The sequence below is a fragment of the Agrobacterium sp. GW821-FHT02D03 genome, from assembly GCF_059421725.1.
The window spans coordinates 1,757,968-1,781,373 of sequence record NZ_JBWKVN010000001.1; the positions used below are offsets into that span (position 1 = coordinate 1,757,968).

21 protein-coding genes and 1 tRNA gene are annotated in these 23,406 nt (G+C 57.9%); 9 read left to right on the plus strand and 13 right to left on the minus strand.

Translation table 11 applies throughout. The features are described 5' to 3' along the window. Nucleotides 1-225: 225 nt before the first annotated feature. Together AC07U5_RS08245 and mgtE are read right to left on the minus strand one after the other, a co-directional pair. Complete coding sequence (locus tag AC07U5_RS08245; protein ID WP_062426111.1) at nucleotides 226-612, minus strand: MerR family transcriptional regulator; 387 nt, start codon at nucleotides 610-612, stop codon at nucleotides 226-228. A gap of 66 nt (nucleotides 613-678) precedes the next feature. Then, a complete protein-coding gene (mgtE, locus tag AC07U5_RS08250; RefSeq protein WP_494723273.1) occupies nucleotides 679-2,049 on the minus strand; it encodes a magnesium transporter in 1,371 nt (456 codons plus the stop codon). A gap of 386 nt (nucleotides 2,050-2,435) precedes the next feature. Between mgtE and AC07U5_RS08255 the strand changes: the two genes are divergently transcribed. The 3 genes from AC07U5_RS08255 to AC07U5_RS08265 are packed head-to-tail and all read left to right on the plus strand — an operon-like array spanning nucleotide 2,436 to nucleotide 5,565. Beyond that, on the plus strand, nucleotides 2,436-4,742 hold the full coding sequence (locus AC07U5_RS08255) for an FdhF/YdeP family oxidoreductase (protein ID WP_494722741.1): 2,307 nt from the start codon (nucleotides 2,436-2,438) through the stop codon (nucleotides 4,740-4,742). Then, nucleotides 4,742-5,077: a hypothetical protein gene (locus tag AC07U5_RS08260; protein WP_494722742.1), complete on the plus strand. Its 336-nt coding sequence runs from the start codon at nucleotides 4,742-4,744 to the stop codon at nucleotides 5,075-5,077. The genes AC07U5_RS08255 and AC07U5_RS08260 overlap by 1 nt, the downstream gene beginning before the upstream one ends. Beyond that, nucleotides 5,074-5,565 (plus strand): peptide deformylase, encoded by a 492-nt coding sequence (locus AC07U5_RS08265; protein WP_494722743.1) that lies wholly within the window; start codon nucleotides 5,074-5,076, stop codon nucleotides 5,563-5,565. The genes AC07U5_RS08260 and AC07U5_RS08265 overlap by 4 nt, the downstream gene beginning before the upstream one ends. Nucleotides 5,566-5,593: 28 nt before the next feature. On the opposite strand, the gene AC07U5_RS08270 is transcribed toward AC07U5_RS08265, so the two are convergent. Then, nucleotides 5,594-6,016 carry an OsmC family protein gene (locus AC07U5_RS08270; RefSeq protein ID WP_494722744.1) on the minus strand — a complete coding sequence of 141 codons (423 nt, stop codon included), beginning with the start codon at nucleotides 6,014-6,016 and terminating at the stop codon, nucleotides 5,594-5,596. A gap of 232 nt (nucleotides 6,017-6,248) precedes the next feature. Here AC07U5_RS08270 and AC07U5_RS08275 point away from each other — a divergent pair, with 232 nt between their 5' ends. Then, nucleotides 6,249-6,416, plus strand: a complete 168-nt coding sequence (locus tag AC07U5_RS08275; RefSeq protein ID WP_111850603.1) for a Thivi_2564 family membrane protein — start codon at nucleotides 6,249-6,251, stop codon at nucleotides 6,414-6,416. Nucleotides 6,417-6,586: 170 nt separating this feature from the next. Here the strand turns inward: AC07U5_RS08275 and AC07U5_RS08280 are convergent, their stop codons facing one another. The 5 genes from AC07U5_RS08280 to pcsA form a co-directional block, all read right to left on the minus strand. After that, on the minus strand, nucleotides 6,587-7,660 hold the full coding sequence (locus AC07U5_RS08280) for a BMP family ABC transporter substrate-binding protein (protein ID WP_494722745.1): 1,074 nt from the start codon (nucleotides 7,658-7,660) through the stop codon (nucleotides 6,587-6,589). 37 nt (nucleotides 7,661-7,697) lie between these two features. Beyond that, nucleotides 7,698-8,618: an ABC transporter permease gene (locus AC07U5_RS08285; RefSeq protein ID WP_494722746.1), complete on the minus strand. Its 921-nt coding sequence runs from the start codon at nucleotides 8,616-8,618 to the stop codon at nucleotides 7,698-7,700. Next, nucleotides 8,618-9,706 carry an ABC transporter permease gene (locus AC07U5_RS08290; RefSeq protein WP_113225606.1) on the minus strand — a complete coding sequence of 363 codons (1,089 nt, stop codon included), beginning with the start codon at nucleotides 9,704-9,706 and terminating at the stop codon, nucleotides 8,618-8,620. Before AC07U5_RS08290 ends, AC07U5_RS08285 begins: the two co-directional genes overlap by 1 nt. Then, nucleotides 9,696-11,285 carry an ABC transporter ATP-binding protein gene (locus AC07U5_RS08295; RefSeq protein ID WP_494722747.1) on the minus strand — a complete coding sequence of 530 codons (1,590 nt, stop codon included), beginning with the start codon at nucleotides 11,283-11,285 and terminating at the stop codon, nucleotides 9,696-9,698. Before AC07U5_RS08295 ends, AC07U5_RS08290 begins: the two co-directional genes overlap by 11 nt. A gap of 166 nt (nucleotides 11,286-11,451) precedes the next feature. Beyond that, on the minus strand, nucleotides 11,452-12,183 hold the full coding sequence (gene pcsA / locus AC07U5_RS08300; protein ID WP_062598080.1) for a phosphatidylcholine synthase: 732 nt from the start codon (nucleotides 12,181-12,183) through the stop codon (nucleotides 11,452-11,454). Nucleotides 12,184-12,390: 207 nt separating this feature from the next. Here pcsA and AC07U5_RS08305 point away from each other — a divergent pair, with 207 nt between their 5' ends. Then, on the plus strand, nucleotides 12,391-13,605 hold the full coding sequence (locus AC07U5_RS08305) for a UbiH/UbiF family hydroxylase (protein ID WP_494722748.1): 1,215 nt from the start codon (nucleotides 12,391-12,393) through the stop codon (nucleotides 13,603-13,605). On the opposite strand, the gene AC07U5_RS08310 is transcribed toward AC07U5_RS08305, so the two are convergent. Both AC07U5_RS08310 and AC07U5_RS08315 read right to left on the minus strand, forming a co-directional pair. Next, nucleotides 13,583-14,527, minus strand: a complete 945-nt coding sequence (locus AC07U5_RS08310; protein ID WP_494722749.1) for an AEC family transporter — start codon at nucleotides 14,525-14,527, stop codon at nucleotides 13,583-13,585. The genes AC07U5_RS08305 and AC07U5_RS08310 overlap by 23 nt on opposite strands. A gap of 36 nt (nucleotides 14,528-14,563) precedes the next feature. Continuing rightward, entirely contained in the window at nucleotides 14,564-15,310 is a 747-nt protein-coding gene (locus AC07U5_RS08315; protein ID WP_111850599.1) for a cytochrome c biogenesis CcdA family protein, read from the minus strand. A gap of 183 nt (nucleotides 15,311-15,493) precedes the next feature. Between AC07U5_RS08315 and AC07U5_RS08320 the strand changes: the two genes are divergently transcribed. The 4 genes from AC07U5_RS08320 to AC07U5_RS08335 all read left to right on the plus strand — a co-directional run bounded on the left by AC07U5_RS08320 (nucleotide 15,494) and on the right by AC07U5_RS08335 (nucleotide 19,239). Beyond that, nucleotides 15,494-15,569 (plus strand) — tRNA-Lys (locus tag AC07U5_RS08320). A gap of 350 nt (nucleotides 15,570-15,919) precedes the next feature. Next, nucleotides 15,920-17,278: a hypothetical protein gene (locus AC07U5_RS08325; RefSeq protein ID WP_494722750.1), complete on the plus strand. Its 1,359-nt coding sequence runs from the start codon at nucleotides 15,920-15,922 to the stop codon at nucleotides 17,276-17,278. 47 nt (nucleotides 17,279-17,325) lie between these two features. Next, nucleotides 17,326-18,915 carry an AfsR/SARP family transcriptional regulator gene (locus tag AC07U5_RS08330; RefSeq protein ID WP_494722751.1) on the plus strand — a complete coding sequence of 530 codons (1,590 nt, stop codon included), beginning with the start codon at nucleotides 17,326-17,328 and terminating at the stop codon, nucleotides 18,913-18,915. 90 nt (nucleotides 18,916-19,005) lie between these two features. Beyond that, on the plus strand, nucleotides 19,006-19,239 hold the full coding sequence (locus AC07U5_RS08335) for a hypothetical protein (RefSeq protein WP_494722752.1): 234 nt from the start codon (nucleotides 19,006-19,008) through the stop codon (nucleotides 19,237-19,239). Nucleotides 19,240-19,466: 227 nt separating this feature from the next. On the opposite strand, the gene AC07U5_RS08340 is transcribed toward AC07U5_RS08335, so the two are convergent. The 3 genes from AC07U5_RS08340 to AC07U5_RS08350 form a co-directional block, all read right to left on the minus strand. Continuing rightward, nucleotides 19,467-20,777: a homoserine dehydrogenase gene (locus AC07U5_RS08340; RefSeq protein WP_062437604.1), complete on the minus strand. Its 1,311-nt coding sequence runs from the start codon at nucleotides 20,775-20,777 to the stop codon at nucleotides 19,467-19,469. 68 nt (nucleotides 20,778-20,845) lie between these two features. After that, entirely contained in the window at nucleotides 20,846-22,066 is a 1,221-nt protein-coding gene (locus AC07U5_RS08345; RefSeq protein ID WP_062425410.1) for an LL-diaminopimelate aminotransferase, read from the minus strand. A gap of 290 nt (nucleotides 22,067-22,356) precedes the next feature. Beyond that, the gene (locus tag AC07U5_RS08350; protein WP_440611992.1) at nucleotides 22,357-23,316 is read right to left on the minus strand and encodes a nucleoside hydrolase; all 960 of its coding nucleotides are present in this window, start codon (nucleotides 23,314-23,316) and stop codon (nucleotides 22,357-22,359) included. Between the last annotated feature and the right edge of the window lie 90 nt (nucleotides 23,317-23,406).

Consider the following 23,406-nt stretch of genomic DNA (forward strand, 5'->3'; position numbering starts at 1 on the left):
CAGTCACCATTGCGAGCATCATGCCCGGGCTTGAAGATGTGATTTAAAACTAACGCTAGAAAACAGTTATATGACTTAACCGTTCCAAAGGGTCTTCAAGCGTGGTTAGCGAAGGATTAATTACGACGGTGGGGAGCATGAAGCTAGAATGAAGGTGGGCGCCAGATTGGCGCTACTGAAAGATTTCAGTGCCCAACTCTCAACAGCAAAAGGCGAAGCGGTCCGTCAGGTTCCGACGCCGATTTCTGCCAATCGTGTGAGGCAGGCTTCCTCAACATTGTCGAGCTCGGCAAGCGTCTCTTCAATGTCGCGGCGCTTCTGACGAAGGTCGGCGCGCTTCTCATCGACTTTCTTCATCAGAAGCTCGAGCTGGCCGGATTCACCCGGCGGTTCCTTGTAAACCTGGATGATTTCGCGAATTTCGGCGATCGTAAAGCCGATGCGGCGACCACGGAGGATTTCCTGAATGAGCCTGCGATCGGCGGCGCGGAACAAGCGCGTACGGCCACGGCGCTCCGGATGGATCAGGCCCTCATCCTCGTAAAAACGAAGAGTGCGGGTGGATACACCGAATTCGCGCGTCAGTTCCGTAATGCTATAATACTTATTCAAGGCTTTGTCCGATTCTGGCTGCCGGACATTATGTTTGACCTTCACGTAAAAGTCAATTTTCGATCATCATCCTGATATACCGAACCACCAGGTTGCCAGGCCGAGAAATGAGAAGAAGCCGACGATATCGGTCACTGCCGTGACGAAAACGGCGGAAGAAACGGCCGGATCGGCGCCAAACTTATCGAGGAACAGCGGAATAAGAATGCCGGCCAGAGCTGCTGCAAGCATGTTGATCAGCATGGCTGTTGCGATGATGCCGCCAATATTCACGTCGTGGAACCAGATGCCGGCAATAATGCCGATCGCGCAGCCGAAGAGCGCGCCGTTCAACAGGCCCACACCTGCCTCACGTCGGATGATGCGCGCCGCATTATGGATATCGAGGTTCTTGGTGGCGAGAGCGCGCACCGAAACGGTCATCGTCTGCGAGCCGGCATTTCCGCCCATGCCCGCGACGATCGGCATCAGGATCGCAAGTGCCACGACCTGCTGGATAGTGGCGTCGAAAAGTTCGATCACCGAGGCTGCCAGGAAAGCCGTCATAAGATTGATGCCGAGCCAGGGCACACGCGATTTGGACGTGCTGGCGATACTGTCGGACAATTCTTCATCGCCGACGCCGCCGAGGCGAAGCAAGTCTTCCTCCGCCTCTTCCTGGATCACGTCCACCACGTCATCGATGGTGAGCACGCCGACGAGGCGACCGTTGCTATCCACGACCGCCGCAGACAGAAGGTCATATTGCTCGAAGAGCTGGGCTGCCTCTTCCTGGTCCATCTCCGCTGGAATGGGATGGTTTGTTTCATGCATGATGGTTTCGATCTTCACCTGCCGCTTTGAGCGCAGCAGCCGATCGAGATCGAGCGCGCCGACGAGCTTGAAGGTGGGATCGACAACGAAAATCTGAGAGAAGGATTCAGGCAACTCCTCCTCTTCTCGCAGGTAATCGATCGTCTGGCCAACCGTCCAGAATGGCGGCACGGCGACGAACTCGGTCTGCATACGGCGACCGGCAGAGCTTTCCGGATAGTCCAGCGCCCGCATCAGCCTGACACGTTCGGTGAACGGCATCTGCGAGAGAATGTCTTCGCGGTCCTCGCGGTCGAGGTCTTCCAGAATGTAGACTGCGTCGTCCGAATCGAGTTCGCCGATACCGGCAGCAATCTGCTCGTTCGGCATCTGATCGACGATATCGAGGCGGATTGCTTCATCCACCTCGGTCAGTGCCGTCATGTCGAAGTCGGTACCCAGCAGGCGCACAAGTGCATGGCGCTGTTCCGGCTGGATCGATTCCAGCAGGTCGCCCAGTTCGGATTCATGCAGGCGGGCGACGTTTTCACGCAGGAACAGCACGTCGCGATCGGCGATCGCAGCGCCGACCATGGCGAGAAAGTCTGACCGGATCGAGCCGTCTTCGGCATAGATGTCGGCCATCACTTCCGGACGCTTGGCCTCTTCCGTTGCGGGATGATCGTGGTCGGCTTGTGTCAACTTGCGCCCCCTTCTCCGGTCATTGGCCTGCTTTGCAAACGGGCTGGAGATTGTCGTTTAGAACAACAATGTCAACAACCCGTTAGGCAAGAACTGGTTTCATCTTCTTCCTCGCCATCATCGCACCGCAGCGACGGGTGGCTCGATGTCGTCAACGCGCGGACAGGGTGTCGCTAATGGGAAAACGAAACGCGCATCCGTGCAACGCAGAGAATTGATATATGCTAGGTAAGCGCCTATCTGAACAGTTATGCTGCAGTGCAAACTATGGATCGGGTGAGTCTTTCTCGGGACCAATCGAGACGAAGCCTTCAAGGAGAGACGTTATAATGGGCAAGATGGATTTCATCGGCAAGCCCTCATCCGCGGCCGGCGGCTGGGGCGCGCTGAAAAGCGTTGGCAAGCGCCTGCTGGAATCCGGTGCCCCCCTCTCCAATGCGAAGGCGCTTCTCAAAACCAATCAACCCGATGGCTTCGATTGCCCCGGCTGCGCCTGGGGCGACCCGGAGCATGGCTCATCCTTCGAATTTTGCGAAAACGGTGTGAAGGCCGTTTCCTGGGAAGCCACGGAGGCACGCGTTGCGCCGGAGTTTTTCGCTGCGCATACGGTCTCCGCTCTGAGCCAATGGTCGGATTACGAACTTGAGAAACAAGGCCGCCTGACGAACCCTCTGCGTTACGATCGTTCGTCCGACCGATACGTGCCCGTGTCCTGGGACGATGCATTCCGCGAGATCGGCACCATCTTGAGCGGCCTCGACAGCCCGGATCGAGCCGAGTTCTACACATCCGGTCGGGCCTCCAATGAAGCTGCCTTCCTCTATCAGTTGATGGTCCGACTTTACGGCACCAACAATTTTCCCGACTGCTCCAACATGTGTCATGAAGCGAGCGGCGTTGGTCTGAAAGCCTCGATCGGTGTCGGCAAGGGGACCGTGCTTCTGGAGGATTTTGAGAAGGCCGATGCGATCTTCGTCATCGGCCAGAACCCCGGCACGAACCATCCCCGCATGCTGGGTGATCTGAGGCGAGCGGCACTTCGCGGCGCGCGCATTGCCGTCTTCAATCCTATCAAGGAAAAGGGTCTGCAGCGCTTCAGTGATCCGCAGGACAAGCTGGAGATGATTACCGGCAGTAACACAAAGATTGCGACCAATTACTATCAGCCACGCCAAGGCGGTGACATGGCCGCTATTCGCGGTATCAGCAAGGTGGTGTTCGCGGCCGATGAGGCGGCGCGTGCGGCGGGTCAACCAGCCATCATCGATTACGACTTCCTGACTGACCATGCCGTGGAGTTCGAGGCATACCGCGCTGCCGTGGATGCAACGAGCTGGGAAACCATTCTCGACCAGTCGGGTCTGACACGTGAGGCGATTGAGGAAGCGGCCTCCATCTACATGAATGCCAGTTCCGTCATCGCCACCTGGGCGATGGGCGTCACTCAGCACAAGCACTCCGTCGCTATCGTTCGCGAGATCACCAATCTGATGCTGCTGCGGGGCAATGTCGGGCGGCCCGGTGCCGGCCTCTGCCCTGTCCGCGGCCATTCGAACGTGCAGGGCGATCGCACCGTTGGCATCGACGAGAAGGCACCGCCTGCCCTGCTTGATGCGCTCGAAAAGGAACTCGGCGTGACGATGCCTCGCAACCGTGGGCACAACACGGTGGAGGCGATCAGCGCCATGCTGGATGGCAAGGCGCAGGCCTTCATCGCGCTCGGTGGCAACTTCCTGCGCGCCACGCCCGACAGCCCGCTGATCATTGAGGCGTTCAAAAAGCAGAAGCTGACCGTCAACATCGCGACCAAGCTCAACCATTCGCATCTTGTACCAGGAGAAACCTCGTTCATCCTGCCATGTCTTGGCCGCACCGAGATCGATCGCAATTCTGCAGGCCTGCCGCAGATCGTGACCGTCGAGGATTCCATGAGCATGGTCCATGGTTCTGGCGGCATAAACGAGCCGGCATCGCCCGAACTGCGTTCCGAAGTCGCCATCATTGCCGGTATCGCGGAAGCCACGCTTGGCGGTGACCGCGTCAACTGGAACGCCCTTGCCGATGATTACGATCTGATTCGAGACATGATCGAGCGGGTCATTCCAGGCTTCCACGAATTCAATGAGCGCGTGCGGGTGCCGCGCGGCTTCCATCTGCGCAACGCGGCAGCTGAGCGTGAATGGCACACGCCTGAAAAGAAAGCGGTCTTCTTTACCGGCCCTCTGCCGGAAATGACGGAGCATCAGGAGGCAGTGTCGAAAGACGGTTTGTTCGTGCTCCAGACCTTCCGCAGCCACGATCAATATAACACCACCATCTACGGCCTCGATGACCGCTACCGCGGCGTTTACGGCGAACGTCAGGTGATCTTTATGAACCCGAAGGATATGGACACGCTCGGCGCCCGCGCCAAACAGCGGGTCGATGTGATCGGCGAATATGGCGATGGCGTCGAACGGATCGCAAAGGATTTCCGTCTGGTGCCGTACGACATACCGCAGGGCAGCGTCGGCGGTTACTACCCAGAGCTCAACGTTCTCGTGCCGCTACACAGTTATGGCGAAGGCAGCTTCACCCCAACCTCCAAATCCGTGCTGGTGTCGGTGCGACTGCGGGGCGAGGCCGCGGCGGCATAATGGACGAGGAAGACACCGCAACGCGCTTCATGGCCGCGGTGGACGAACTGCTCCAGATCGCGCCCACCGGACTTCAACCGACAGGCGCTGCGCTCATTGTCGCGGTTCATATCGGTCTTGGCAGTGACAGTCGCAGCCTTTCAAACAAGCTTGGTATTGCCCATGCTTTGGTGCTACGGGAGATCAGCGCGCTTTCCGGCACACTGCTCCATATCGTTCGCCGCGAAGGCCGAACACAGAGGACCTTTGTAGAATTGACGGAAAAGGCGAAAGCGCTTGCGACCACCGCATCCAACGCCCTGAAGCCTTCATCTTTGAGTTCCAAGACGTCATGACCGTTCGTACCATCGTCCGATACCCAGCCCCTGCCCTTGCCACCCCATGCGAGCCGGTAACGACGTTTGGACCAGATCTCGTCACCCTACAACAGGACCTAGTCGAGACCATGCGTGCAGCACCCGGTGTCGGGATCACGGCGGCCCATATCGGCGTCTTTCAAAGGGTCTTCGTGCTGGAGCTTGAGCCCGGCAAGATTCTAACCTACGTCAATCCCGAGACCACCAAGAGTTCGACAGAGACGATGCGCCATATCGAGGGCAGCGTTTCCATGCTGGGCATCACCGAGGAACTGGAACGTCCCCGGCAGGTGACGTTACGGTTTCAGGATTTGACGGGCGCTGAACATGAAGAAATTGCGGATGGTTTTCACGCCGTCTGCATTCAGCATGAGATCGATCAACTCGATGGCATCTTCTGGATCAAGCGCCTATCGAAGCTCAAGCGCGACCGGCTGATCCGCAAATGGGAAAAGGCTCAGCGCTGATTGATCGCCATCACAGTTCGGAACGGGATCAGGCGATAGACAGATGAAAGTCCGCCTCGCTGCGCAGCGTATTGCTCACGGTGCAAATTCTCTCCGCTTCATGGGCAATTGCCTGCTTCGTCGCCTCGTCAAGATCACCGCTGATCGTCAGCCGCATGTCGAAGCGGAGAATGCGGGCGGGTTCACCCTCAGACTTTTCTCCCATCACCTTCGCCTCGACCGCCTCGAACCTGTTAAGCACGCCCATGCGGCTTGCGGCAATGCGCGCGCTCAAGGCCAAGCACGCGGCGAGCGAGGAATAGAGAAGGTCGAGCGGATTGAAGCCAGGCTCCGACGCGGCCGTCACCACGGAGAGATTTCCGCCGGTCGGTGTTGCAATTTGCGGATGGCCATTGCGTCCCAAAAGCGCTGTCGCACCGACGTCCCGCTTCTTAACCCGTAGCTCGCTCACACCATCCTCCTTATGCGGTGTTACGATCTTTCAGATTCGCTTCCACCGCTTCCATCTGTGTCCTGTCGCATGTTGGTATCGAAAGACCGCGCAGAACTTTTGCCCGACGTGCTCTCAATCTCCATTTCCCGCAAATTCATTTTGCACAATGGAACCAAATTCTAAATTGCGGCTTTTACTCACGCAACGGTGATCGGGCCGTTCATCGAAACGGAAATAGGAGCTGGGACATATGGTTACCTCGACGCTAGTCAGCATTCTGATCACCTTTCTGGTCATCGTACTGGTGCTGTGGCTTATCGCACGCCTGCCGGTTGGCGGCAGCGCAAAGCAGATCGCTCAGGTCATCGTGATCATCATCGGTATTATCTCGCTGCTGAAGTATCTCGCAGTCTTCTGATAACGATTTTGTCCGATCCGCAGCATCCATATGCGCGGTCAAGACTTGGAAAAGCCCGTCGCTCCATCGGCGGGCTTTTGCTTTTTCGGCATAAGCTTCGAGGATGACGCCGCAATAGGAAAGGGCGCACAAAACCGATTGCGCGCCCTTTCTCGTGTAAAAACTTTGGCTTACTGCGGCAGCTTGTCGTCTACGCCTTCTACGTAGAAGTTGAGACCGAGCAGAACGCCGTCTTCAGCCTTCTCGCCCGCCTTAAGCCACTCCGTTCCATCCTGCTTCTTCACAGGACCGGTGAAGGGGTGAAGTTCGCCGGACTTGATCTTCGCCTCGGTGTCCTCAGCCATCTTCTTCACGTCGTCCGGCATGTTGGTGTAGGGCGCCATCGTCAAGATGCCGTCTTTCAGACCATCCCAAACCGACTCCGACTTCCAGGTGCCATCAAGAAGCGCCTGTGTGCGCTTGATGTAATAGGCGCCCCAGGTGTCGACGATCGCGGTCAGCTGTGTCTTGGGGCCAGCCTTGATCATGTCGGAGGCCTGGCCGAACGCCTTGATACCACGCTCTGCAGCAACCTGCATCGGTGCCGTCGTGTCGGTGTGCTGCGTCAGGATATCGACGCCCTGGTCGATCAGAGCCTTGGCCGCATCGGCTTCCTTGCCGGGGTCGAACCAAGTGTTGGCCCAGACGACCTTGACCTTGAAGTCCGGGTTGACGGAACGTGCGCCGAGCAGGAAGGCGTCGATGCCCATCACCACTTCCGGGATCGGGAAGGAGGCGATGTAGCCGGCCACCCCCTTCTGCGACATCTTCGCAGCGATCTGGCCCTGAATGTAACGGCCTTCGTAGAAACGAGAGTTATAGGTCGCGAGGTTCGCCGCCGTCTTGAAGCCGGTTGCGTGTTCGAACTTCACCTTCGGGAACTTCTGAGCAACCTTGACCGTGGCATCCATGAAGCCAAACGACGTGGTGAAGATCAGGTCGCAGCCTGAACGGGCCATGCGTTCGATTGCGCGCTCGGCATCCGGACCTTCCGGAACGCTTTCCAGGAACGGCGTCTCGATCTTGTCGCCGAAATGCTTCTGCAATTCCTGACGGCCAATGTCATGCGCCTGCGTCCAGCCGCCATCCGTGCGCGTACCGACATAGACGAAGCAGACTTTTTTGGCGTCGGCAGCTTGCGCTGCGGGAACGACGCCGATGATGACCGCGGCGGACGCAGCCAATGCGATGATGAGTCTTTTCATTTTTACCCCTGCTTGGTTAGGCATGACTTTTGGATTCTTAGCGGTCCGGCACGAACGGTTTGCCGAGCGATGCCGGTGTATTGATCAGCGTCGTGCGCCGATTATGGGAGATGATAATCAACACCACAATAGTTGCTACATAAGGAAGCGCTGAAAGTAGCTGTGACGGCACACCAATGCCGAAGGCCTGCGCATGCAACTGGCCGATCGTCACTGCGCCGAAGAGATAGCCGCCCGCCAGCACCCGCCATGGCCGCCATGATGCGAAGACGACAAGCGCCAGCGCAATCCAACCACGACCGGCAGACATGTTTTCCACCCATTGCGGCGTGTAGACGAGCGAGAGCTGCGCGCCCGCAAGACCCGCACATGCGCCGCCGAACATCACGGCGAAATAGCGCGTGCGAATAACGTTGATGCCAAGCGCATGGGCTGACGAATGGCTGTCACCGATCGCGCGGATTTTTAGCCCGGTTCGGCTTTTGAACAGGAACCAGCTGATACCGAAGACGAGCGCAATCGAGATGTAGAAGATCAAATCCTGGCGGAAGAGGATCGGGCCGATAAATGGGATATCCGAGAGCACAGGAAAGACGATGTTCGGCAGCTTGACGCCGGGCACGCCAACGAAGCTTTCTCCCAACATGCCGGAGACGCCGAGACCGAGAATGGTGAGCGCGAGCCCGGTCGCCACCTGGTTGGTGACCAGCGTGAGCGTCAGGAAACCGAAGAGCAGCGAGAACACCGCACCCGCCGCAATCCCGGCGAGAATGCCGATATACGGCGAACCACTCAGATGCGCGGCGGCGAAGGCGCAGACCGCACCGATGACGATCATGCCTTCGACACCGAGGTTGAGGACGCCGGCGCGCTCAGTGACAAGTTCGCCAAGCGCTGCAATGACCAGCGGCGTTGCAGCGGTAATGACGGTGAGGAGGATCGCCTGAAACATATCCATCATGCGGCTCCTTCACGGGCAGCGCTGCGAGACCAGCGGATGCGGATTTTGTAGAGGATCAGCGTATCGCAGGACAAGACGAAGAAGAGCAGAAGCCCCTGGAAGACCCGCACGACCTTGTCTGAAATCTGCAGCGACATCTGCACCGCCTCACCACCGAGATAGGTCAGCGAGAGAACCAGCCCTGAGGCGATGATGCCGAGTGGGTTCAATCTGCCGAGAAAGGCAACGATAATGGCAGTGAAGCCGTAGCCCGGCGAAATCGAGGGCTGCAGATGACCGATGGAGCCGGAGACTTCCGAAATCCCGGCAAGGCCTGCCAGTGCGCCGGAGAGGAGCAGCGAAAACCAGACCATGCCGCGAGAGGAAAAGCCGGCAAAGCGCCCTGCCCGCGCCGATTGGCCGAGCACGGTGACCTCGAAGCCCTTCAGCATGTAGCGCATCATGAACCAGAGCGCGACGGCGGCGACGAGCGCAAAGACGACGCCCCAATGGGCACGCCCCGAATCCAGTAGTTCAGGCAGGACGGCGCTTTCGTTGAAAGGCTTGGTTTGCGGGAAGTTGTAGCCCTGCGGATCGCGCCAGGCGCCGCGCACCAGCCAGTCGAGAAAGAGCTGTGCGACATAGACCAGCATGAGGCTGGTCAGGATCTCGTTGGTGTTGAACCGCGTTTTCAAGAGCGCCGGAATACCGGCGTAGAGCGCTCCGCCTGCGGCCCCCATGACAAGCATCAGCGGCAGGATCATTGGCGACTGCCAATCGGGGTTCAGCACGGGCAGGATAGAGCCGGTGATTGCGCCGATGGTGAACTGACCTTCCGCGCCGATATTCCAGTTGTTCGACCGATAACAAATGGCAAGCCCGACCGCGATCAGGATCAGCGGCGCTGCCTTGACCGCGAGTTCATGCAGGGACCAGACTTCCAGCAACGGCTCGATGAAGAAGCTGTAAAGTGCGCCGACGGGCTCTTTGCCGAGCGCTGCAAAGATGATGGCACCAACGATAAGCGTCAGCACCAGAGCCAGGAGCGGCGAGAGAATTGCAAAGAGCTTGGAGACCCCTGCGCGTTTTTCCAGTTCAATGCGCATGAACGACCTGCTCCGTATGCCCTGCCTGCCCTGTGTTTCCTGTGTGTACGCCACCCATCAACAGGCCGATTTTCTCACGCGTCATTTCTTTTGCCGGATAGGCGCTGGAGAGCTGCCCGTCGGAAATAACGGCGATGCTTGATGCAACCTCGAAGATCTCGTCCAGATCCTGGCTGATCACGATGACGGCGGATCCAGCCTTCGCCATGTCCACGAGCGCCTGGCGAATACGGCTTGCCGCCCCCGCATCCACACCCCATGTCGGCTGATTGACGACGAGAACCGATGGCTGTCGATCGAGCTCCCGACCGACGATGAATTTCTGCAGATTGCCGCCGGAGAGCGAACCGGCGAGCGGGTCTTCGCCGCTCTTGCGCACATCCATGTGTTCGGAGATGCGTTTGGCGGCGTTCTTAATCACCGAATGACGGACAACTTTCAGGAAACCGCCGGTGAGGAATGCCTTCTTGTCGGATCGACAGCGCGCCAGGAGAAGATTGTCAGAGAGACTCATATTCGGCACGGCGGCATGGCCATGGCGCTCTTCCGGGACGAAGCCTGCCCCCAGCAACCGGCGGCCATTGATGCCCATGCGACCGACAGGCTTGCCACGCAGGAAAATCGCGTCGTCCTTTGAAACGGGATACTCACCGGACAGCGCATCGAACAATTCGCCCTGCCCGTTACCGGCAATACCTGCGATGGCCAGAACCTCGCCTGCGCGTACCTTCATGGCGATATTCTTCAGCGACACGGCAAAGGGCGTGCGTGCCGGGACAGAGAGACCTATGATTTCAACGGCGACATCGCCGATTGTGCATTCGTCGTCGCGCTGAATGCCAGCGACATCGGAGCCAACCATCATGCGCGCCAGAGAGGCGGGCGTTTCCTGGCGCGGGTCGCAGGCCCCCGTCACCTTGCCGTGGCGCAATACAGTGGCGCGATCGCAGATGCGCTGTACCTCTTCCAGACGGTGGCTGATGTAAAGCACCGAACGCCCTTCGGCTTTCAGCTTCTCCAGCGTCTCGAACAGCCGGTCCGCTTCCTGCGGCGTCAGCACAGAGGTCGGTTCATCCAGAATGATAAGCCTTGGGTTCTGCAAAAGAGCGCGAACGATCTCGATGCGCTGGCGCTCACCCACCGAAAGATCGGCAACATGGGCGTAAGGGTCGAGCGGCAGACCGTAGGCCTTGGAGAGTGTTTCAGCTTCCCGCGCAATCTCTTTCAGAGAAATCTTGGGATCGAGCGAGAGCGCGATGTTTTCAGCGACGGTCAGCGCTTCGAAGAGCGAGAAATGCTGGAAGACCATGCCGATGCCCAGCTTGCGGGCTTCTCCCGGCGAACCGATCCGAACAGAATTTCCGTTCCAGACGATCTCTCCGCTGGAGGGTTCCAGCACGCCGAAAAGCATTTTGACGAGGGTGGATTTTCCGGCACCGTTCTCACCGAGAAGAGCGTGAATCTCGCCAGGTGCAATATCGAGATCGATCGCATTGCATGCGGCGAATGTTCCAAACAGCTTGGTCAGCTGGCGCACGGACAAGAGGGGCGAAGCCCCAGACGCAACCGTTTCCGTCACCTGTTCCCCTTTTCACCGATCGCCGCACTTCTATGAGGCTTAACGAGCGGATCGACACCCTTGCACTAAAATTGAGCACTGCTCTTTATGCGTACTAAATCCTTTTTTGTGACGCTGTACAACTGAAAAACAACGATCCAGGGATGGTTTTAAACCACTGTTTTTCTCAGCGGGTTTTCGCCCCAAGAGACGGAGCGAACTGCATAATACCGCCAATGCAATAGAGGTAAATGCCCGTGATCACGACCCCGGCGACAAGCCAGTCGGGCGACTGAAAATGCAGCAGAAGCGAGTATCCGCTCAGCACGCACCAGAGCAGGAAAACCGCCATATTCAGCCACCGGAGCCGCTTCACTCTGACTGGATGGAGGAAGTTGATTGGTAGGAAAGTCAGGATCACCGACACCGTGACGATGATCATGGCGGTGGTGGCGCTGGCATCGATGACGAAGAGCGTGAATACCACCATATTCCAGACGACCGGGAAGCCCGAGAAGAAATATTCGTCGGTTTTCATGCCCATATCGGCATAATAGATCGCGCTGGAGACCACGATCATGCCGGCGGCGACGAAGGACCAGGGCTCCCCGATCATGCCACTCTGATAGAGAGCGAACGCAGGAAGCAACACATAGGTGACGTAGTCGATGATGTTATCCAGCGTGTCACCGGACCAGTTGGGCAAGACTTCCTTGACCTGCACCTTGCGGGCGATCGGCCCGTCGATGCCATCGACGAGAAGCGCGAGGCCGAGCCACCAAAACATGTCGACAAAACGATGTTCAGCGGCGGCGACGACACCAAGGAAGGCAAGAAAGGAACCGGAGGCTGTTAGGATGTGAACGGAGAAGGCCCGGATTTCGGCATAGGGTACGCGTCTGTAGTTGAAGATCTTCATGACAGCGTAACGGCCCCGCTCTTATTCATTCTCTCTATCCGATATGCGACCATTCACCGCTCTTTGCAACCATGCGGGAATGCTTATCCTCGAACTTAATCAGCATCCGCCCTCGCCGATATGGCAATCTCTGACCAGATGGCTTCTAGATTCGACGGCGCAAAGCCACTATGTGTTGAGCCTCGACTGCAGGAATGGAACAGGACGATGAAGAACTTCGAAGTTGCCGTTGTCGGCGCTGGACTTGCAGGACAAATCGCGGCTTTGGCCATTGCCCGTGCTGGCCGAAACGTCGCGCTCGTTGCGCCTCAGTCCGAGAGAACCGACCGCCGCACGACGGCTCTGATGGATCAGTCCATCCGCTTTCTTGACCGGCTTGGGGTTTGGTCCAAAATCGAACCATCCGCTGCGCGGCTCTCTACGATGCAGATCATCGATGGCACGGACCGTCTGCTGCGCGCGCCGACGGTCGCCTTCCGCTCGTCGGAGATCGGGCTTGCCGCCTTCGGCTGGAACATGCCGAATAGCGCATTGCTCAGCGTTCTTTCGCAAGCTGTTGCTAAGGAGAACAACATCACCCTCGTCGATGCGAGTGTCGATACGGTGGAAGTCGGATCTCATGACGTCTCACTCATGCTGACAAACGGAGAGACGGTTTCGAGCAGCTTTGTCATCGGCGCGGATGGTAGACATTCCAAGGTTCGCGAGGCTGCAGGGATCGGAGTTCGAAGCTGGTCCTATCCGCAGACTGCCCTCGTTCTCAATTTCTCGCACACCCGCCCGCACGGCAACATCTCAACAGAGTTCCATACCCCGACCGGACCCTTCACCCAGGTTCCGCTACCCGGCGATCGCTCCAGCCTTGTCTGGGTCGTCAAACCAGAGCAGGCAGCCGAACTTGCAGCCTTGCCGCTGGAAGCGTTAAGCGAGCGCGTCGAGGAGCGCATGCAGTCCATGCTTGGCACGGTTTCTGTCGAAGAGGGTGTACAGACCTGGCCGCTTTCCAGCATGACGGCCCGCGCCTTCGGCAAGGGACGCGTGGCGCTCATTGGCGAGGCTGGGCACGGCTTTCCGCCGATCGGCGCGCAAGGGCTCAATCTCAGCCTTCGCGACATCATCGTCTTGACCGAAATGCTCGGCACATTGACCGGTGGCGCGATCCCGGCAGACGCCGGCGCGACATTCGATCGCCGCCGCCGCGCAGACGTTTTCAGCCGCACGCTGAGTGTCGATCTTCTCAACCGGTCGCTTCTATCTGGCATGCTGCCAATGCAGATGGCCCGTGCGGCGGGACTGCATGTTCTCGGTAATGTCGGGCCGCTTAGAGGGCTCGTGATGCGCGAGGGCATTGAGCCGGGCCGCGGTATCAAGGCCCTGCCCTCGCTGATTATGGGAAGCCTCAGACGCTCGTTGCGCGAATGACATAAAGCACGAGCGAGACCGTGAAGACGGAGAGCACGGTGGAGATCAGAATGGTCGCTGATGCGCGTTCCTGCCACACCTGATAATGCTGGCCGATGACGAAGACATTCGTGGCCGTCGGCAGTGCTGCCAGAAGAACCGCCGTCGACACCCAGATGGGGTCAAAGTTGCCAAAGGATGACATCAGCAAGTAAGCCAGCAGCGGATGCAGGATCAGCTTGGCCGGCATGATATAGCTGATCTCCATCGGTACCCGCTTGAGCGGCCGGAGCGCCAACGTCACGCCCATGGCGAAGAGTGCGCAGGGTGCTGCCGATTGTGCAAGATAATCCACCAGTTGCTGCACCGGCTGAGGCGGCCGCCAGGAAAACAGGGCAGCGATGAAACCGACAATCACCGAAATGATGAAAGGGTGCGTCAGCACCTTGCGGGCGACATCGCCTGCAAGTTTCACGCGGGATCGCTTGTCGCCGCCGGCAATGGCCATCAGGGCCGGCGCGGCGATGAAATGCGCGGCGTTTTCGAGACAGACAATGAGCGCGACAGGAACAGCCGCGCGCTCTCCAAGTGCCAGCAAAGCAAGCCCCGGGCCCATATATCCGATATTGCCATAGGCGCCTGCGAAGCTCTGTATGGTGCAATCGGCAAAACTGTTGCGCCGTACATAGTAGCCGATGAGGAAGAGGCAGAGAAAGATCGTATAGGTGGCGGCAAGGCTCAGCACGACAAAATCCATCCGCGCCAGTTGATCGACCGGTGTGCGGGCAACAAGCTTGAAGAAGAGTGCCGGAAGTGCGGCATAAATGATGAAGGTGTTCAGCCAACCGAGTGCTTCGGCGGGCTGGCGCGTGACCCGCGCCGCCACATAGCCGATGAGGATCAGCCCGAAGAACGGAAACAGCAATCCGGCGATTTCAGCCATGGCCCCCTCGCCGTGCAGCTCGTCTCCTAACAGGGTCTAGCCGATTTTCATCAGGATTGGAAAGCTCTCCTGAAACCAGATCGCCACATTGGTTATGAAGCCGGACATGAAAGCGATACCGGTCAGGATCAGCAGGACGCCCATGACTTTTTCAACAAGCCCCAGATGGCGGCGAAAACGAGCGAGAAAGCGCATGAAACTGCCGGAAAAGGCAGCTGCTATCCAGAAGGGGATGGCAAGACCCGCGGAATAGACGGCAAGCAGCATCGCGCCTTCGCCGACCGTGTTGCGCGAGGCCGCGACACCCAGGATCGCGCCAAGTACCGGACCAATGCAGGGTGTCCAGCCAAAGGCAAAAGCCAATCCCATAACATAGGCGCCGGAAAGCGTGGCCGGTTTGCCGCCGCTTTGGAAACGCGCCTCGCGCGAGAACACGCCAATCCGGAAAACCCCGAGGAAGTTAAGGCCCATCAGGATAATGATGAGACCGCCGATTTTGGCGAGAATGTCGAGATTTTGGCGCAGCACCATTCCAATGGTGGACGCACCGGCACCGAGCGCCACGAAGACCGTGGCAAAACCCAAGGTAAAGAACAGCGCCGCCAGAAGCACCGCCTTGCGAACCTGCGGCTTTGCCTCGAAGCGTTCATCCCTGAACTGCTCCACCGAGATGCCCGCCATGTAGCAAAGATACGGCGGCACGAGCGGCAGCACGCATGGAGACAGGAACGACAACGCACCGGCGAAAAGCGCTGTGAGGAGGGAAATATCGGCGATGGACAATGCGGCACTCCGGACGGTTCACGATGCCTTGTAGCCCCACCAAACCCTTGCCACCAATCACCTTTTTGCGGTTGCGGCAAAAAAACGCGGAAAGATGAAATAATCCTGTTTTTTTGGGTTGACCGCAAACGTGCCTCTACCTATGTTCCGCCCACTTCCGAGGGGCGCTTCGCCCCCATTTGGGAGAGCGTAGCTCAGCCGGTAGAGCAACTGACTTTTAATCAGTAGGTCCAGGGTTCGAATCCCTGCGCTCTCACCAATAATCCTCCATAAAAATCAGCTACTTCAGAGACAATGACTGTCTTCTTTGGGCTTTTTCGGTATCGAGGAGTCATAATGGAAGTCGTCCATAGGTGAGGCTTAACGTCGGCCTTTTTGACCAACCAGCCATATATCAGGACACAGTGGAGCTTCGCTTTCAAGCCTGTCTGAAGCCGCATATTTGGTTGGCACTGAGAACATCCAGCAGATCTGACATCTGATCCTGGTCCCACTTTTCATCATCAGAATCCTCCACAATACTCGCAAAACGTGTTTCAGGTTGCGTATTTACAATCCCAAATTCTTAACTTTACATCAACCTCCCGTCCGTCCGCTGGAGACTCAATGATGAAAGCACGCCTCCTTAGTTTCGCTCTTCTTTTCTTCCCTGCCTCCGTCGCGTTGGCGGACTGTCCGGCGCCGGCAGATAGCAGCTTTGCAGCCGCCGCCAAGGCCAAGTTCGACTGTTCCAGCAGCCTGCCGCTGAAGGGGCATGAGACGGATCGCAAGTTTCAGATCCATTATGATTTTCCCAAGACATTGCCAGACAACAGCAAGCTACCCTGGTTGGCGGTGGATCCGTTCAAGAATCCTGCGGACTATATGCAGTCGATCCTCAACTACGTCACTAAGGTCAATGCGCGGCCGGATGTGGATTGGCGGATTGAGGACAATAAGGAAGAGCAGTGGTGTGATGCGCCTTGGTTCTTCATGTTGCGCGAGCCCATGCGCGGGATGACGACCGAGCGGTGGTCTCGGCCGAAGGAACTTCACGCGCTACAAATGGACTGGGAGCGCAATTTTGCGGTCGGCATCTATAATGATGTGGCCTGCTACGGCTTCGGTGAGATCTGGGGTGATCCCGCCTTCCCAAAAACCCGGGATTTTGCGTTTGCGGAAGGTGCGGTGTCGGCGAAAATGCTGTTCACCACTGCCACACCCTCCAGCGTTCCTTATCTTGCGGGCTCGAAGGAATGGGATGTCGCCGGGCAGAAGGATGGCGGGGTGATGACCATGCGCCTTCTCCAGCTGGACCTCTCGGTCAAGGACAAGCGCTCGCCGAACGGCTGGTTCTTCGGGACCTTCATGTACAACGCGATGCAGCCGGGCAATACGCCTTATGAGCGGTTGGTGCCTGTCGGACTGATCTGGGGTAGCGACCCAGGGCTCAACGCCAAGGCCTATCTGGAGCAGGCAGCGACACCGAAGGAAAGCTGGGTCAATCCGGATGTCGCCTCAATGTTCTACGCCCTTCCCCGCCAGAACCTTGGACTCTTCGGTCGGGCAAATGGCCCTGTCGATAATCCCACCTCGGCATGCATCACCTGCCACCAGCGTGCCAATGACTGGGGCACGGCGGTGCTGCCGGATACGCCTGAAGCGACCCAAGCGGCAGCACTTTTGCCTGATGTGCCCGCCAACCCTTACGACGACGCGGCCATTGCCGCCTACTTCCGCAACATCGGAACGAACTCGCCGGTCGCGAACACGCAGTCGCTCGACTACGTGCTGCAGGTCTCAAAGGGAATTGCTGCATTTCGCAACTGGGTAAAGACCGATTTCCCCGATCATGCTGCGTCGACGACCGATGTCACGCCCTACCCGTTCAAGCCGGCTGAAGCGCACCTGTTGGCACCAGCAGATGCCAACACCGCACGGCCGGACGAAAATGAGCAGGATCCAACGGGAAGGCTTTTCCTTCGCTAATATGACCTGATATGCATAGGTATGATTTGCCTTCGGAGGGCGCGCCTATGCTGTCGTTAAACGTCTTTGGTCGGTTCCGGATCGCTGATCCGGATGGGAATGACCGGGGTCCGCGATCGGCCAAGGCTCGCGGCCTTCTCGTTCTTCTGGCGACGGCGCCGCATTACTCCCGAAGCCGTGTATCGCTGCAGGACAAGTTGTGGAGCGATCGCGACGCCAAAAAGGGTTCGGACAGTCTGCGTCAAACGCTTGTCGAAATTCGAAAGGCGTTCGGGCCCTATCAAGACATCTTGCAGGCCGACCGCGAAAAGGTCGCGCTCGACTCGTCACGGTTCAAAGTCAGTTATCGCCTTGTCGAGTCACCGGGCGATTGGAGCGACGAGCAGGACGCCTTCGCCGATATCGACGTCCCTGATCCGGAGTTCGAGGAATGGATTCGCGATACGCGATCGTCACTTGCTGAAAAGGCCCAGGTCAGCGCTTTTGAGGCGCCGCGTCAATCAGCACCGCCGAAGCCAGCCATCTTCTTTCAGTTTCACTCCGACAATCAGTCGGCGAGCGAGTTGATTAACGCCCGCATGATGACGCTGACAACGGCGTCGCTTCATGACTTGGACGACTTTCAAATCTTTCCCAATATCCCGCATGCATCGCCGGCTGTTGCACGTCAGCCTGTCAGCGGTCTTGCCGTCTCCATCCGGACCGCGACGATGGGGCGGCATAGCCATATCACCTTCACGATCAGCCATGCGGAGACCGGCAGGCTCTACGCTTCCCGTACCGAGAAGCTCGTCAGTTCCTCGGAAGAGGCGTTGCACCATTGGTGCGGAACGTTGGTTCAGGCCATTCTCATCACCTTGCGCGAAAGGAAAGATGACCTCGCCATTTCGAACTGCGCAGCGCTTCTGGCAAGCAACGCTCGCAACCTCATCTTCCGCTTCGACCGCCAAAGCCTGTCTGAGGCGGACAGGCATCTGAGCTATGCCTATGAGCGGGACCCTCGTCCGCAATATGTCGCGTGGCGGGCTTTTCTGCGCAACATGGCGCAATTCCAGCATCGCAGCACGGCATTCCTGGGTGACGAAATCACCTCCACGGAACTCGTACAAGAGGCATTGCGCCAGGATGGCAATAGCCCGGGCATCCTCAGTATCGGTGCGCACCTGGAATATCTGGGTGGGGGATCTAGCCGCGGATCTCTGAAGCTTGCTGAGCGGGCCGCTGAGCTTGATCCGCTCAACCCGATCAACATGGCGATCCTGTCCAATGCCGAACTCGTACTCGACAAGTTAAAGACAAGCCGCAGGTCTGCAACAAAGGCGCTGGAATTGACCGGAGGTGGGGAACATCGGGCATTCGTCGAGTTCTTTTGCTGCATGTCAGCCGCTGCTGTCAGTGACTATGATGCAGCCATCGGCCATGCGGAGGCCGCGCTCATTCTGCGACCCGCCTTCCGCGCGCCTCTGCGCTACCTGATTGCCCTCTACATCCAAAAGGGGATGACGGCGCATGCGGCACGAGCGATCGAACAGTTGCGGTTGCTTGAGCCAGACTTTACGCCAGCTCGTTTTCTAGACAACGATTATCCTGTCACCACGATGCGGCGCATCCGATTGATCGACACTATTCCCGTGTAAGCTCACATACCCCTGACACCCTTGGTTGATTCACGCTGCAATCACGATGATGCGCTAATTTTAGTGCGTTAAGACATATGAGGGCAGACTATGAGTGACACCAATATCGTGATGGACCATTTGCGCGCAGCCTTGCTTGCCACGCCGAAGGAGAGCACGTTTCTCACCTATCTTATTCAGATGGCGCTGATCGAGGGAGGAACCCTCTCCCAGGGTCGTGTCGCAAACCAGAGCATCGCTTTGGATGATGAGGCAGACCCCAGCCGCGAAACATACCCGATTGCGTCGGACCCAAGCTATCGCGCTCCAGCCTACGCGTCGTAAGCAGACGGCGCCGCTGACGTGAATCAATCTTGGCGATCAAATTTCGCCAAAAGCTTTTTGATCGACATCTTCATAGCTGAGCGACAAGGCGCAGGCGTGCGCGCTTTTCTCATCCTCCGAAGCAACGTGTATGAAATAGAAAAAGCCCGGGGAGCACATGCACCCGGGCTTTTTATCAAAATGTCTGTGTTACCGACAAAACCTTAGCCGAGCCAAGGCGCTAAGCCTCACGTGCGCTCGATGCGGATCACCTGCGGTTCGCTGACCAGATACTTTTCGCTCTTGATCGCTTTGACCGCCTTGCGGATCGCATCTTCCATAGTCGCATGGGTGACGAGGATGATGGTCTGAGCCCCCTCCTCCGTCGGCACCTGAGAGCGCTGAACGATCGATTCGAGCGAGATATTGTTTTCCGCCATGCGGGTCGCGATGGAGGCAAACACGCCGGCCTTGTCCTTGACCGTCAGACGGATAAAGTAGCCGCCTTCGTGGCTCTTCATCTTGGCACGACGATAATCCGTCAGTGACTTGGCTGGTCGACCGAGAACCGGCACCTGCTGGGCACCTGGCCGGCTCTTGGCGATATCGGCGACATCACCCAGCACCGCAGACGCCGTCGCATTGCCGCCAGCCCCTGGACCAACCATCAGCAATTCACCGAGAATATCGGATTCCACAGCAACCGCATTGGTGACGCCATCAACCTGAGCGATGACAGAATCGAGCGGCACCATGGTCGGGTGGACGCGCTGCTCGATGCCGGACTCGGTCAATTGTGCGACACCGAGAAGCTTGATGCGATAGCCAAGATCGGCGGCGGCCTGAATATCCTCAATCGAGATATTGGTGATGCCTTCAAGATAGATATCGTCGGCGGCAATCTTGGAGCCGAAGGCGAGCGTCGTCAGGATCGCAAGCTTATGCGCCGTGTCGTTGCCTTCGATATCGAAAGCCGGGTCCGCCTCCGCGTAGCCAAGCCGCTGCGCTTCCTTCAGGCAGACTTCGAAGGACAGGCCTTCCTTCTCCATCTTGGTCAGGATGTAGTTACAGGTGCCGTTCATGATGCCGTAGATGCGCGATACGTGGTTGCCGGTCAGGGATTCACGCAGTGCCTTGATGATGGGGATACCACCGGCGACAGCCGCTTCGAAGTTGAGCAGAGCGCCTTTTTCTTCGGCCATCTTTGCCAGTTCCACGCCATGCTTTGCCAGCAGCGCCTTGTTTGCTGTCACCACATGGAGACCGCGCGAGAGAGCCGCCCGAACGGCTTTTTCCGCAGCACCTGAGGCGCCACCGACCAGCTCGACGAAGACATCGATATCGGCCTTCTCGGCCATGTCTTCCGGCGTATCGAACCAGGTAATACCCGAGATATCAATGCCGCGATCGCGCGAACGGTCGCGCGCGGAAACAGCAATAATCTCAATTGCGCGTCCGCAGGTAATCGCAAGTTCGTTGCTTCTCTGCTGGAGGATGCGCACGAGCGAAGAGCCGACAGTGCCGAGTCCCGCTATGCCGATTCTCAATGAATCTGCCATGGGTATATTCCTGATTTGCTTTAATGAAAGAGGTGGCCGGAACCGGCCACCTTGGCGGGTTGCCCTTATTATCTGTGGGCGTTGAGCGAGACGACGTTGTGCAACGTATCGTCCGCAGTCGACAGGAAGCGCTTGAGATTGCGCGCGGCCTGGCGAATTCTGTGCTCGTTCTCGACGAGTGCGAGGCGAACATAATCGTCACCCATCTCGCCGAAGCCGACACCCGGAGCAACCGCAATATCGGCCTTCTCGATCAACAGTTTGGAAAATTCAAGCGAACCGAGGTGACGGAATTTCTCCGGGATTTTCGCCCAGGCGAACATGGTGGCAGCCGGAGGCGGAACCTCGAAGCCGGCCTTGCCGAATGTATCGACCATGACGTCGCGACGGCGACGATAGACATTGCGCACTTCTGCAATATCAGAGCCATCGCCGTTCAGAGCGTGTGTGGCAGCAACCTGGATCGGTGTGAAGGCGCCGTAATCGAGGTAGGACTTTACGCGTGTCAGTGCAGCGATCAAACGTTCGTTGCCCACCGCAAAGCCCATGCGCCAGCCAGGCATGGAGAAGGTCTTCGACATGGAGGTGAATTCCACCGACACATCCATGGCACCCGGCACTTCCAGGACCGATGGCGGCGGGTTCTTTTCATCGAAATAGATTTCCGAATAGGCAAGGTCGGACAGCACGATCAGATCGTGCTTCTTCGCAAAAGCGATCACGTCCTTGTAGAAATCCAGAGACGCCACATGTGCCGTCGGGTTGGATGGGTAATTGATAATCAGTGCCAGGGGCTTCGGGATCGAATGGCGCACGGCACGCTCGAGAGGGCCGAAGAAGGTTTCATCCGGCTCGACATTCATCGAACGAATGACGCCGCCTGCCATCAGGAAGCCGAAGGCATGGATCGGATAGGTCGGGTTCGGACACAGGATCACGTCGCCTGGCGCGGTGATTGCCTGCGCCATATTGGCGAAGCCTTCCTTTGAACCGAGCGTGGCGACAACCTGTGTATCCGGGTTCAGCTTCACACCAAAACGGCGCGCATAGTAGGCGGCTTGGGCGCGGCGAAGGCCTGGGATGCCCTTGGAGGAGGAGTAGCGATGTGTGCGTGGGTCCTGGACGACTTCGCAAAGCTTGTCGACGATTGCCTTGGGTGTCGGCAGATCCGGATTGCCCATGCCAAGGTCAATGATATCCGCGCCACCCGCTCGCGCGCTCGCTTTCAAACGGTTGACCTGTTCGAAGACGTATTGCGGCAGACGCTTGACCTTGTGAAACTCTTCCATCTCTTTCCTCATGGAAATGGACCGGATCGTCCGGCCCACAGTAGCGTTCGTTTTTTGGTTTGAAACATAAGCCGACACGAACAAATCGGACCTGTGCTGTTTATTGTAGCGCAAGCGCCGGAAAACACGAATTGGTTTTCCCGAAACGCCACGCGATCACCGTGCTTCGCCGAAACATGTGTCGTGACGAGTCTGGCGCAGAACACGGCTTGCGCCAGTCGTGCTTGCATAACGCCAGATTCTGATAAAATGCAAGGCAAAGCCGCCGCGCGAACGGCGGCTCAATTCAATCAGCCACGTTCACCCCGCACAATTGCAGAGCGAATGACCGACAGCACACGATCCGGCTCGATCCTGGTGCAGACTTTCTGGCTTGGATAACCGTCCCATTTGCCCGGTGGGAAAGTGACGCCGTCGGGCTTCTGGATGGTCTGCCCGTCCGCAAGACCGCCACAAACAACACGGATTGCGCCGCTTCGTGTTTCGAACAGCTCAGGATTCGTCAGATAGACGCAGGCACAGGAATCGTGAACCACCATGCCGTCGCCGGTGCGCATGTTGTAGAAGTTGATATAGAACTGCGAGAGATCCGACAGAAGCTGCACGGCCGCGCCATTCTCCTTGACCATATCCGCCAGGAAACCGGAGGTCATCACGGTTTTCGTCGTGACGTCCAGGCCGATGACGGTGACGGGCCAGGCTGCGGTGAAGACGAGATCAGCCGCCTCCGGATCACCGTGAATATTCGCCTCTGCCGCAGGGCTGACATTGCCATTGATGTCGAAAGCGCCCCCCATGATGATAACCTCTTTCACCAGAGCAGCGAAATCGGGATCGGTCTTCAGGGCGAGCGCCAGATTGGTCATTCGACCGACCGCGATCAGCGTCACTTCACCGGGATTGGCCTTGACCGTGTCGATGATGAAATGATGGGCCGCGCGCGGATCGAGCGGCACATCGACCGTTTCAGGCACGCCGATATTGCCAAGCCCATCATCGCCGTGGATGAAGGTGGGGAAGTGGCCGTCCGGACGCGAGGGATCGAACGTCTTGCCGGCGCCCTGCGCTACGGGCGCATCAATCATCCATTGCTGTTTGAGGAACTGCGCATTGCGAGTGGTAATCTCGATCGGCGCGTTGCCGAAAACGGTCGTGACCCCAATGAGATCGATATCAGGGTGGCGGTGCAGAAAAAGCAGCGCCATTGCATCGTCAATACCCGGATCCGTGTCGAAAATTACTTTATGCATATGTGTCCTCATTCAAATGCGTCGGCATGCTTCGCGTTAGCGTTCGGCGCACAATAGCTTCCTGTGCGGCCTGCGCAATCTTTTCCATCC